This window comes from Xanthomonas arboricola (assembly GCF_003353015.1).
Taxonomy (GTDB): Bacteria; Pseudomonadota; Gammaproteobacteria; order Xanthomonadales; family Xanthomonadaceae; genus Xanthomonas; species Xanthomonas arboricola_E.
In genome coordinates this window covers 475,944-487,633 of the sequence record NZ_QREM01000001.1, presented here as the reverse complement: position 1 = coordinate 487,633, position 11,690 = coordinate 475,944, and the positions used below count along the sequence as shown (strand labels likewise).

The 11,690-nt window shown below is 68.1% G+C and carries 8 protein-coding genes; all 8 read right to left on the bottom strand.

Annotated features, from left to right (window positions below; genetic code table 11):
• Position 1 precedes the first annotated feature (1 nt).
• The 8 genes from C0541_RS02195 to C0541_RS02160 all read right to left on the bottom strand — a co-directional run bounded on the left by C0541_RS02195 (position 2) and on the right by C0541_RS02160 (position 11,619).
• A complete protein-coding gene (locus C0541_RS02195) occupies positions 2 to 1,108 on the bottom strand; it encodes an S-(hydroxymethyl)glutathione dehydrogenase/class III alcohol dehydrogenase (RefSeq protein ID WP_115045673.1) in 1,107 nt (368 codons plus the stop codon).
• Between the two features lie 35 nt (positions 1,109 to 1,143).
• Complete coding sequence (locus C0541_RS02190) at positions 1,144 to 2,208, bottom strand: beta-propeller fold lactonase family protein (protein WP_115045477.1); 1,065 nt, start codon at positions 2,206 to 2,208, stop codon at positions 1,144 to 1,146.
• Positions 2,205 to 2,867, bottom strand: a complete 663-nt coding sequence (locus C0541_RS02185; protein ID WP_193725840.1) for a c-type cytochrome — start codon at positions 2,865 to 2,867, stop codon at positions 2,205 to 2,207. Before C0541_RS02185 ends, C0541_RS02190 begins: the two co-directional genes overlap by 4 nt.
• Before the next feature lie 25 nt (positions 2,868 to 2,892).
• A complete protein-coding gene (locus C0541_RS02180; RefSeq protein WP_115045475.1) occupies positions 2,893 to 4,680 on the bottom strand; it encodes a quinoprotein dehydrogenase-associated putative ABC transporter substrate-binding protein in 1,788 nt (595 codons plus the stop codon).
• The gene (locus tag C0541_RS02175; protein WP_338016116.1) at positions 4,677 to 6,692 is read right to left on the bottom strand and encodes a methanol/ethanol family PQQ-dependent dehydrogenase; all 2,016 of its coding nucleotides are present in this window, start codon (positions 6,690 to 6,692) and stop codon (positions 4,677 to 4,679) included. The genes C0541_RS02180 and C0541_RS02175 overlap by 4 nt, the downstream gene beginning before the upstream one ends.
• A 648-nt stretch (positions 6,693 to 7,340) precedes the next feature.
• The gene (locus C0541_RS02170) at positions 7,341 to 7,964 is read right to left on the bottom strand and encodes an HAD family hydrolase (protein WP_161959841.1); all 624 of its coding nucleotides are present in this window, start codon (positions 7,962 to 7,964) and stop codon (positions 7,341 to 7,343) included.
• Between the two features lie 146 nt (positions 7,965 to 8,110).
• Positions 8,111 to 8,830, bottom strand: a complete 720-nt coding sequence (locus C0541_RS02165) for a hypothetical protein (protein WP_115045474.1) — start codon at positions 8,828 to 8,830, stop codon at positions 8,111 to 8,113.
• 839 nt (positions 8,831 to 9,669) lie between these two features.
• Positions 9,670 to 11,619 carry a M1 family metallopeptidase gene (locus C0541_RS02160; RefSeq protein WP_193725846.1) on the bottom strand — a complete coding sequence of 650 codons (1,950 nt, stop codon included), beginning with the start codon at positions 11,617 to 11,619 and terminating at the stop codon, positions 9,670 to 9,672.
• Between the last annotated feature and the right edge of the window lie 71 nt (positions 11,620 to 11,690).

Below are 11,690 nucleotides of genomic sequence, written 5' to 3'. Positions count from 1 at the left end.
CTCAATAGAGCACGATCGATTTGATGCCGCGCGCCGCGCGCAGGTCCGCCAGCGCCTGATTGATGTCGTCCAGCGCCAGCGTGCGGGTGATCAACGGCGCCAGCTGGATGTCGCCGTGCAGGTAACGCTCCACATAGCCGGGCAACTCGCTGCGCCCTTTCACTCCGCCGAACGCGCTGCCGCGCCACACCCGCCCGGTCACCAGCTGGAAGGGGCGCGTGCTGATTTCCTGCGCATCGTCGGCCACGCCGAGGATGACGCTCTCGCCCCAGCCCTTGTGGCAGCACTCCAGCGCCGCGCGCATCGCGCCGACATCGCCCACGCATTCGAAACTGTGGTCGGCGCCGCCATCGGTGAGGTCCACGATCACCTGCTGGATCGGCGCACCGTAGTCGCGCGGATCCAGGCAGTCGGTGACGCCCAGGGCACGCGCCAGCGCGAACTTGGCCGGATCGATATCCACCGCGATGATGCGCCCGGCCTGCGCCAGCACCGCGCCCTGCACCACCGACAAGCCGATGCCGCCCAGGCCGAACACCGCCACGCAGTCGCCGGGCCGCACATGGGTGCTGTTGAGCACCGCACCGACGCCGGTGGTGACCGTGCAGCCGAGCAGGCAGAGCTGGGCCAGCGGGGCATCCTGCGGGATCCGCGCGACCGCGATCTCCGGCACCACGGTGTACTCGGAAAACGTGCTGGTGCCCATGTGGTGCAGGATCGGCCGCCCGTGCAACGAGAACCGGCTGCTGCCATCGGGCATCAGCCCGCGCTCCTGGCTGCTGCGGATCGCCTGGCACAGGTTGGTGCGACCGGAGCGGCAGAACTTGCACACGCCGCATTCGGGCATGTACAGCGGGATCACGTGATCGCCGGCCCGCACGCTGGTGACGCCGATGCCGACCGCCTCGACGATGCCCGCGCCCTCCTGCCCCAGGATCACCGGAAAGCTGCCCGCCTGGCCGTGCGCCAACGCATGCGCATCGCCATGGCAGATACCGGTGGCCACCAGGCGTACCAGCACCTCGCCGGGTCGCGGCGGCTGCAGGTCCACCTCTTCGATGGTCAGCGGCTGGTGCGGACCCCAGGCCACCGCGGCGCGTGTCTTCATCCGGCCTCCCTGGCGCGCATCGGCATGGCCGCCGCTCAGCGCGCGATGACCACGCCCCACGGCAACTCGCCGACGGGGATCTGTTTGATCTGGCGCAACGCGACGGTGTCGATCACGCTCACCGTGTTCGAGCGCCCGTTGGCGACGTACAGCTTGTCGCCGGCCGGGGTCAGCGCCGGATTCCAGGGCCGTAATCCGACCGCGATCTCGGCCAGGCTGCGCGCGGTGCCGGTATCGATCACGCTGACCGTGCCGGCACCGCCATTGGACGCATACAGCCGCGTGCCATCGGCCGACAACGCCACGCCGGCGGTACGCACGCCGGCCGGCAGGCTGGCGCGGCGCGTGCGGGTCTGCAGGTCGATCACGTCCACCACGTTGGCGGTTTCCTGCGCGATGTAGACGCTGTGCCCGTCCGGCGCGAACGCCATGCCGCGCGGATGGCCGCTGGTGGCGACCACGCCGCGCGAGCGATGGGTGGCCAGCTCGATCATGTCCATGTCGTTGGAGCCCTCGTTGCTGGTGAGCAACCACTGTCCGTCCGGCGTGTAGGCGCAATGCTCCGGCGCCTGCCCGCGCGTGGCGATCACCTGCTGCACGCGGAACTGCGCCGCATCGATCAACATCACCTGGTTCTGCCCTTCCACGCACACCGCGAACTGCCTGCCATCCGGCGACAAGGCGATGCCTTCGGCGTTCTCGCCGATCTGCACGCTGCGCAGCACCGCGTCTGTTTCGGTATCCAGCTCGATCAGGCGATGATGCTCGGCATCGATCAGATACAGATGCCCGTGCGGGCCGGGCAACACCTGCTGCAGGCGCTTGCCCAGCTGCCCCTGCGCGCCGAGCGTGCGCACCACCGTATCGCTGTGTGTATCGATCACCGACACCGTGCCGCTGCGTTGGTTGGGCACGTAGGCCAATACCGGCGACGTCGCCGGTATTGGCGTCGCTGCGGGAGCCGCCGCCGTCGTCGTTGTCGCGGGCGCGGCGTTGGACGCGGACGGCTCGGTATCGGGCCGGCAACCGGCCAGGCTCAGCAGTACGCCTAGCGCGGTGGTCGCCAGGACGCGCTGCCAGCGGATCGGCGCTGGCCTCATTGCGCCTTGCCCGCGGTCTTGTTGATCGAATGGATGAAGGCGAGCAGTTTCTCGGTGTCGCCCGGCTTGAGCACCGGCGCGAACGGCGGCATCTGCCCGACCACTTTCTCGTGCCCGATGCGGGTCTTGCCGTGGGTGATCATCGCGGCGGTGCCCTCGCTGATCAGCGCACGCAAGGTGTCGTCGTCGCTGCCATACACCCAGATCTCGTTGGTCAACGGCGGGCACATGCCGCCGCCACCGGTGCCGCCATGGCAGGCATTGCAGCCGGCCGAGAAATAGAGCTTCTTGCCGTCGGCGATCAGTTCGGGAGTGACCTTGACCTCCGGGCCCTTCGGGATCGGCACGACCGTGGCAGGCGCTGCCGGCGGGGTGGCCGGATCCGGTGCAGGCCCGGCGGCCGGGTTGGGCACCCCGGCGGTCGCCGCTGCGGGCGCCGGCGCGGCGCCGCCGGTGGCCGGCGCAGGCATGCTGGCAACCGGCGGAGCGGCGGACCCGGACCCGGACGCGGGCGCTGGTGGCGGTGCCTCCTTGCCGCAGGCGGCCAGCAGCATGCTGAGCATCACCGCGCACAGCGGTGCGCGCACGGAACGATCGAAACGACCCACGGTGGACTTGCGCATGAACGAACCTTTCTGGTCGGAGGGAACACCGCGCACCCCGTGCGCGCGGCGGGTGACGCAGTCATTGCCGGGACGGGCGCCTGGCCTGGGTGAGCAGCGTGGCCAGCGCGCCATCGCCGCGCGCCTGCGCCAACGCGGCGGCAGTCTTGCCGTCGCGATTGCGTGCGGAAGGGTCGGCGCCGGCCGCCAGCAAGCGCCTGGCCACCGCCTCGCGCCCGGCCGCTGCGGCCAGCATCAAGGCGGTGACGCCGGCCTGGTTGGCATGACCGACCTCGGCGCCGCGCGCCAGTAGCGCGTCGAGAATCGCCGGGTCCTCGCGCGCCACCGCAAACATCACCGGGGTGAAGCCGGCGGGGTTGGCCCGCCGCACGTTCGCTCCCGCCTTCAGCACTGCCTGCACCACGCCGACATCGGCGTAGGCCACCGCCAGCTCCAGCGCACTCCAGCCATCGCCGGAGACGGTGTCCACCGGCGCACGCCGCGCCAGCAGCCTGCCCACGCTGTCGGCATCGTTGGCCCAGGCCGCCTTCATCAGCGCGGTCCAGCCACCGGCATCGCGCGCCTCCAGGGCTGCGCCGGCATCGAGCAACAGACCCACCAGGTCCGGTTCCTGATTGCGGATGGCCTGATGCAGCGGCGGCTCGCCGAGCAGGTTGGGCCGATTGGCATCGGCGCCGTGGCGCAACAACCACGCCACGCGCACGCCATCGCCGGCATCCAGCGCATGCGCCAGTTCCTGGTTCGGGTCGGCACCGTCGGCGATGCGCAGCTGCAGCTGCGCCAGTTGCTGCGAAGACGCAGCCGGGCTTGGCGCTGCCGACGCCGGCGTCGGTGTCGCGTACGGCCCGTGCGAGGCCAGGTCGCCGGCCACCACGCAGTCGCTGCAGCGCACCAGCGGCACGTGATAGCTGCGCAGGATCCCGGCGATCTTTGCTGAACGCTGTTGCATGGCCGTGTTCAACGCATCGCGCAGGTCCGTGTTCTTGCGCGACACCACCCATGCCATCGAATACTCCAGTACCGCATCGTCGATGGTATTGAGCGGCACCACGCCCAGGCCGTTGCGCTGGGCGTAGTAGCCGGCCACCGGGCCCCAGGATTCGGCTGCATCCAGTTCATTGGCGGCGACGCGTTCGACCAGCTTGCCCGGATGGTCTTCCGGCGCGGTGGCCGAGTCGTAGAACAGGTACTGCACCTGGCCGCTGATGCCGTGCTCGTACAGGGCCTGGCGTGCGGGCGAGCTCTGGAACACGCCCAACCGCACTTTTTTCAGCGCCGCATCGTCCAGCGATGCTGGCACCAGATCCAGGCCCTTGCGCGTCACCAGCACGTAGGCCGAGCGATACAGCGGGCGCGTGGTCAGGCCCTGCTCGAAATCGCTGTTGAGGTCCATCAACACATCGCAGCGACCGGCAGTGATGGTGCTGCGCGCCAACCCGCGCTGGTAATAGGTGCGCCACTCGTATTCCAGGCGACGGCCCATGGCCTCGGCCAGCACCTGCGCGATCTTGTTCTGGAAGCCGTCGCCGGCCTTGTTGGACAACGGCATGTTGCCGGGATCGGCACACACGCGCAGCACCGTGGGATCGGGCGCAGGCGCTGGCGTGCTTGCCGGCGATTGCACGGAAGCTGGCTTTGCAGTGGATGCAGGCGTGGATGCAGGCATCGCTGCGGGCGCCGCAGCAGAATCAGAAACGCGAGCCGTCGGTGAGGACGGCTCGCGCGTGCAGCCTGCGGCGACGAGTCCGAGGCTGCAAACCACCAGCATCTTGCGCAGCTGCCGGGGCATGCCGCGCGCACCGGCAGCGAACCACCGGTGCGCGCCGGCAACGGCAGGCCTGGATCTCATCGCGCGGTCTTCGCGACGGCATTGGCGGCGCCACCGCCTGCCGCTGCGGTGGCGGTGGTACCGGCGGTCACGGTCTTGCCCGCACCATCGATCCGGAAGGTGTGCACCATGCCGCCGAGCGGGATCTTGTCGAAGCCGGCACCGAACGCCAGCCCCGCAGCCCCCAGCGCGCCATACGGATCGGACGGATCCAGACCTGCGGCCACCGGCAGGCCGATCCAGCCGCCGATGCCGGAGAACACCGCCACGTACTGGTGCCCGTTGGCCTTGTAGGCGATCGGGTTGCCGATGATGCCGGAGGGCAGTTTCATCTCCCACAGCTTCTTGCCGGTGTCCTTGTCCACCGCACGGAACCAGCCGTCCAGCGTGCCGTAGAACACCAGCCCGCCATCGGTGACCAGGGTGCCGCTCCACACCGGGAACTTCTCCTTGATCTCCCACTTGGATTTGCCTTCCACCACATCGAAGGCCTTGACGATGCCCAGCGCACCCGGCTCGTTGGGCTTCATCATCACGTTGGCGAACACATAGGGCAGGCCCATCATGGTGTTGCCGCGCTCCTGCGGTTCCAGCTCCATATGCCAGTTGTTGGTGCCGCAGAAGAACACCGCGGAGTTGGCCGGATCCACCGAGCACGGCTGCTGGTCCTTGCCGCCCATCGCCGACGGAAACGCCTGCACCTTCCTGCCACGTTCCAGCGGCGAATGCGCGGCCACCTTGACCGGGCGGCCGGTCTTCATGTCGATGCGCTCGGCCCAGTTGGCCGGCACGAACTTGTGCGCGCGCAGCAGCGTGCCATCGCGGCGATCGAGCACGTAGGCAAAGCCGTTGCGATCGAACTGCACCACCGACGGCACCTGCTTGCCGTCGATGGTCAGGTCCACCAGGATCGGCTCGTTGATGCCGTCGTAATCCCACTGGTCGAACGGCGTCTTTTGATAGCCCCACACCGCTTCGCCGGTATCGATCTTGCGCGCGAACAGCGTCATCGACCACTTGTTGTCGTGCTCGCCGTTGTTGCATTCCTCCTGCGAGGTCTTGCCGCAGCGATACGACGGGCTCCACAGGCCGGGATTGCCGGTGCCGTAATACAGCAGCTTCAATTTCGGGTCGTAGCTGTACCAGCCCCAGGCCGCACCGCCGCCACGCTTCCATTCGTCGTTGGGAAAGGTCTTGACGCCCAGGTCGCCGAGCTGCCCGTGCTGCGGATTGGCCTTGTTGAAATCCGCACCCAGGCAGATCGCCTTGTCGGTGCCGGCCGCATCGCAGGACCAGGACTGCTTGCCATCGGCCAGGTTGTAGGCGGCCACGCGCCCGAGCACGCCGAACTCGTTGCCGCTGATGCCGGCGATCACCTTGCCGTCGGCGATGATCGGCGCCATGGTGATGGTCTCGCCCTTGTCCGGGTGCGCGAGTTTCTGCTTCCACACTTCCTTGCCGGTCTTGGCATCGAGTGCGATCACATCGCCGCTCAGGCTGCCGAACACCAGCTTGCCATCGGCATACGAGGCGCCACGGTTGACCGTATCGCAGCACGCCACCGCCACCGAGCGCTCGTCCTGCTGCGGGGTGTACTTCCACAGCACCTTGCCGCCGTCGTCCTGCGCCGCCAGGTCGATGGCGAACACATTGTTCGGATACGCGCTGACCATGTACATGATGCTGCCGATCACCAGCGGCTGGCCTTCGTGGCCGCGCGTGGCATCGGTCTTCATTTCCCACGACATCTTCAGGTTCTTGACGTTGTCGCGATTGATCTCGGCCAGCGGGCTGTGCCGGGTGAGCGCGAAGTCGCGCCCGATGCCGCCCCAGTTGTCCGGATTGCTGGCGTTGGTGGTGAACTCGCTATCGGTATCGACCACGGTGGCGGCCGGTGCGGCGGCGGGCGTGGCGGCCGGCGCAGGCGTTGTCGTCTCGGTGGCGGCGTCTTTCTTGCAGCCGGCCAACGCAGCGCTCAGCGCAAGCAGGAGCAGCGCACTGCTGCGCAGGCTGCGACAGGAAGATTGGTGCATGTGCGTCTACCCCTCTCGATTGAACAACCAGTCGGTTGAAACATCCGCGGCGCCGGCGTTGCACCCGCCAGTCGCGTCGCGGACGTCGGAAACGTCGAGAGGGAAAGAGCAAACGCCATGCCAGCGTACTGGTGCGACGCACCATGTCGTAGCAGCAGGCATCTGCAGCGATGGCAGTGGCTTGCGCCGGGCGCACTGTCACGGTTCTGGCACAGTTTGCGCCGGGCGTGCTGTGACAGTGGTGGCGCAGCGGATGTGGAACGGCCGGTCAGCCGGTGCCATGAACTCAGCTCGCGCGAGGCGGCATGCTTGTCCCTGGTTCGTGCAACTCGATGCCGCAGATCATCCAGAGACCGTACGACAGGGTTGACCAAGGTGCCGCCGCACTCCCTTCTCCCATCGGCAGACGCTGCCCGACGGGTGGATGCGTTGACGGCGCAGACAGCCGCGTGATGTCCGGCTTGCCGGTGACGCGTTGCAGGATTCAGCAGCGTCCACGCCTCTCGGGCGCATGCCACTCTTCCAATGCGATGACGGGGTCCAATGCGATGACGATGTCCTGATCGCCAGCAACCTCCAGCGACACGCGGCCAGTCACACGTCGCGATCCATCCTTCCGCGCGCCCGGCCTACTCGCCAACCCTCACGCTAGCGGTTCCATTGCGCCAGCAGCTGGGTGCAATCGTGCAGCCGCCAGTCGGCAAGGCCCGGCCAGGGATCACCCGGCGTGTTGACCAGCACGGTGCAGGCACCGGCGGCCCGACCGCAGGCCAGGTCGTTGTGGTGGTCGCCGACCATGACCAGGGCCGTTCCCTCCACCGACCAGCGCCGTGCGAAGTACTGCAGGCCGTCGGGCGCGGGCTTGGGGGCGGCTTCGTCACGGCCGACGATGTCGTCCCAGGCGAACGCATCGTGTAGCCCGATCGCCTGCAATGTCACCTGCGCCAGTTCGCGCGCGTTGCGGGTCAGCATGCCCAACCGGCAGCCGGCGGCCTGCAACGCGCGCACCAGTGCCACTGCACCGGGAGCGGGCTGTGCGGCCTGCGCGAGGTCACGCTCGTGCGCGAGCAACCAGGCGTGCTTGGCTGCGGCCTGCTCGGCCGGCAGCGCTGCCAGGTGATGCAGGATGTCCGCCTCGGGCGGGATCTCCAGCGCGCGCCGGATCAACCCGAAATCATGGACGGCTTCGGTCAAGGTACCGTCCATGTCGAACACCCAATGGCGGTAGGCGGACAGGGCGGGAGGTCTCTGTGGGGTGGTCATGCCGTCCATACGTGCTAACACTCGAGAGATGGTTGACGCGATACCGCAAGCCCTCGCCAGGTGAACGCACACCTGGCGCGTCCAGCGGGATGGACCGGTACGCCCTGCGGCTGCAGTCCACTGCGCGCGCTCCGTGCCACGTCGCGGCGGTGCGCCTACTTCCAGCCCGGCATCTGGGTGGTGTCCAGGCCACCCACGTCGAACTCGGCCGTGCGCGTGCCGCCGGCTTTCACCGGGAACGCGATGCTGATGCGCTTGGCATTGCGCACCAGCTTCCACAGCGCCTTGTCGTCGTCGATGAACATCGCGATCGCCTCATCGGTGTCGGGGCGGTGCGCGGCCATCGCGCGTGGTGCGCCCCCATCGGCCGAGACCTGCACCTTGCAGCCGCCATAGCAGTTGAAGTCGCCGGCCTTGAGCACGAGATAGCTGTGCCGCTTCCACTGCGGATGATCGCGGAACACCAGGCTCACCGGCTTGGGACCGCTGCCGTCGACATCCACGCGGCTCTTGGCATCGATCATCGCCGAGCGCTGCGTGCCGCCCTTGGCCGGCACTTGCGAGTACTGCCACAACGCCTGCATGCGGCGCAGTTCGCGCGCCTGTTCGCCCTTGGCCTTGATGTCGGCATAGCCGGGTTCGATGCGTGTGGCCGCCGCGGTGCCGGCGTAGCCTTCCAGCAGTGCCGCGCCATGCGCACGTGCCATGTCCCAGTTTCCGGCCTTCACTGCCTCGTCGTATTGCTTGGCGAGTGCATCGGCCTCGTGTTCCTTGGCTTGCGCCTGCGCGGTTTCCTGCGCCTGGCGTTGCGCCTCGCGATCAGTACAGCCACTCACTGCAGCGACGCACAAGGCCGCGCTCAGCAGATACTTCATCGTCGACTCCGGGACAAATTCACTGCCAACGATACCAGCCTGCCCGCACCCGCGATCAGCCAGCCACACACCGTAGGAGCGCACCCGGGCGCGACGGGGCTTTCCCGGTGAAGCCCCGTCGCGCCCGGGTGCGCTCCTACGGTGGTGATTGCGGCGATGCAGGCGGCGGAGGGCGTGCATTCCGGTGCGACTGCATCGTCGATTCCGGAAGACATGGACGGCAGCGCCGATGCCGGCCTGCCCGACACCCGCGATCAGCCAGCCGCACCGTAGGAGCGCACCTGGGCGCGATGGGGCTTTCCAGGTGAAGCCCCATCGCGCCCGGGTGCGCTCCTACGGTGGTGATTGCGGCGATGCAGGCGGCCGAGGGCGTGCATTCCGGCGCGACTGCATCGTCGATTCCGGAAGACATGGACGGCAGCGCCGATGCCGGCCTGCCCGACACCCGCAATCAGCCAGCCGCACACCGTAGGAGCGCACCTGGGCGCGACGGGGCTCTACCGGGAAAGCCCCGTCGCGCCCGGGTGCGCTCCTACGGTGGTGATTGCGGCGATGGAGGCAGCGGGAGGGCGACGGCAGTGATTGCGGGCACGATGCGGCGATGCAGGCGGCCGAGGGCGTGCATTCCGGTGCGACTGCGTCGTCGATTCCGAAGACATGGACGGCAGCGCCGATGCCGGCCTGCCCGACACCCGCAATCAGCCAGCCGCACCGTAGGAGCGCACCTGGGCGCGATGGGGCTCTACCGGGAAAGCCCCGTCGCGCCCGGGTGCGCTCCTACGGTGGTGATTGCAGCGATGCAGGCGGCGGGAGGGCGTCTGCACTGCCCTCCGCTGCCTTTACGGCTGCGTTGGGGGTGCCGCCTTGGCCTTGGCGATCATCTCGGCCACCGATGCGGTGGTGATCGGGTGGTAGCTCGGCTTGGCCTTGTCGAAGGCCTGCTCGGCGAAGGCGATGCCGTCCGGGGTCTTCAACAACTCGGCGTAGATCGGCAGCACCAGCTTGCGGCGACCGACACGTTCGATGAAGGCGCCTGCAGCGGGGCGCGCGTCGGTGTAGCCGCTGCGGATCGCCAGCGGGTACCAGCGCATGGCGATTTCGCCGTTCGGGGTGCCGGTGAAGTGGTAGGCGTCATCCAGGTGCTTGAGCTGTTCCGGCTTCAAGGTCGCGCCCATGCCGCTGAGGAAGTGCACCCACTCCTGCGTGCCCCAGTCGCCGGTGACCTGCTTGCTCGGCAGCGTGCCGCTGCCGCTCCAGGCAATGCGCGCGGTGTCCACGATCGAGAAGCTGCGCGAGCGCGCCTTGGTGGCGAAGGCCGGGATGCCCGGCTGCTGCAGCCACGCATCCACCTCGGCCGCGCTGACCGTGTTGGGATGCTTGTCCAGCAGGTTCTTCCTGAGGTAGTCGACGAACTGGTCGGTGGTGGCGCTCTGGAACGCATGATCGTCGAACCAGCCGCGCAGGAACGGGTCGAACACCTCACGGCCAAAACGCTGCTCCAGGAACTGCAGGAACCACGCACCCTTGACGTAGGCCACCTGGCTCAGGGCCTCGTCGGGGTCGCGCTCGGCCAGCGGCGGCAAGGCCAGCGCCTGGTCGGCCGGCGCCATGTCCTTCACTTCGGCCAGCAGGTCGCCCTGGTCGATCTCGCGCTCCATTTCGGCCATCTCGGCGCCATACAGCGCCTCGGTGATGCGTGCCTGCACGTAGGTGGTGAAGCCTTCGTTGAGCCAGATGTCCTTCCAGCTGGCATTGGTCACCAGGTTGCCCGACCAGCTATGCGCCAGTTCGTGCGCGACCAGCGACACCAGCGACTTGTCGCCGACGATCACGGTGGGCGTGGCGAAGGTCAGGCGCGGATTCTCCATGCCGCCGAACGGGAACGACGGCGGCAGCACCAGCATGTCGTAACGGCCCCAGCGATACGGGCCATAGAGCTTTTCGGCGGCACCGATCATCTTTTCGGTGTCTTCGAATTCCTTGGCGGCCTTGTCGGCCATGGCCGGCTCGGCCCACACGCCCGAGCGTGCGGAAATCGGCTTGAACACCACATCGCCGGCGGCGATCGCCAGCAGATAGGACGGAATCGGCTCGGGCATCTTGAAGCTGTAATCGCCGTCGCGCGCGGCCTTGGGGTCGTTGTCGGCGCTCATCAGCACCATCACGTCCGGGCGCGAGGTCACATGCGCGCTATAGGTGAAGCGCACGCTCGGGGTGTCCTGCAACGGCACCCAGCTGCGTGCATGGATCGCCTGCGACTGGCTGAACATGAAGGGCAGTTGCTTGCCTTCGGTCATCGACGGCTCCAGCCACTGCAGGCCCGAGGCAGTCGGTGCGGTGTGATAGCTGATCACGACCTTGGCCGGCTGGTTCGGCGCCTCGATGGTGAGCTTGCTGCCGAAGGTCTTGTCGGCCGGCGCCAGCGCGAACTGCAGCGGCGACAGGCCACCCTTGCCATCGTCGGCCTGCACCTGCGCGATGCTCAGCTCGCGCGTGTCCAGCACCAGTTGCTTGGCGGCCTTGTCCTTCCACTGCAGCGTATAGGTGGCCGTGCCGCCGATCTGCTTGCTGTCGAAGTCCAGCTTCAGGTCCAGCGCCAGATCCTTGATGACCACCAGCTGCGGCTGGGCGTAGGAGCTTTCGTCGTGGTTGCGGGCGTCTGCTTTCACGGGGGCCTTGGCAGTGGTGGCCGGCGCGGCGGTGCTGGCGGCCGGCGGCGTGGACTCATTGGAACAGCCGGCCAGCGCGATGGACACGGCCAGGGACAGCGACAGGATCGGGAAGCGCATCGACGGCACCGCAGCGAGGGAATCGGGCATTTTAACGCCCCGGGCCGCTGCCTGCCCGTGCGGCTGATGGC

Bases quoted from the DNA above. Each gene is read 5' to 3' on its own strand.
- C0541_RS02165 (WP_115045474.1), bottom strand. From the start codon at position 8,830: ATGAAGTATCTGCTGAGCGCGGCCTTGTGCGTCGCTGCAGTGAGTGGC.
- C0541_RS02180 (WP_115045475.1), bottom strand. From the start codon at position 4,680: ATGAGATCCAGGCCTGCCGTTGCCGGCGCGCACCGGTGGTTCGCTGCC.
- C0541_RS02195 (WP_115045673.1), bottom strand. From the start codon at position 1,108: ATGAAGACACGCGCCGCGGTGGCCTGGGGTCCGCACCAGCCGCTGACC.
- C0541_RS02175 (WP_338016116.1), bottom strand. From the start codon at position 6,692: ATGCACCAATCTTCCTGTCGCAGCCTGCGCAGCAGTGCGCTGCTCCTG.
- C0541_RS02190 (WP_115045477.1), bottom strand. From the start codon at position 2,208: ATGAGGCCAGCGCCGATCCGCTGGCAGCGCGTCCTGGCGACCACCGCG.
- C0541_RS02170 (WP_161959841.1), bottom strand. From the start codon at position 7,964: ATGGACGGCATGACCACCCCACAGAGACCTCCCGCCCTGTCCGCCTAC.
- C0541_RS02160 (WP_193725846.1), bottom strand. From the start codon at position 11,619: ATGCGCTTCCCGATCCTGTCGCTGTCCCTGGCCGTGTCCATCGCGCTG.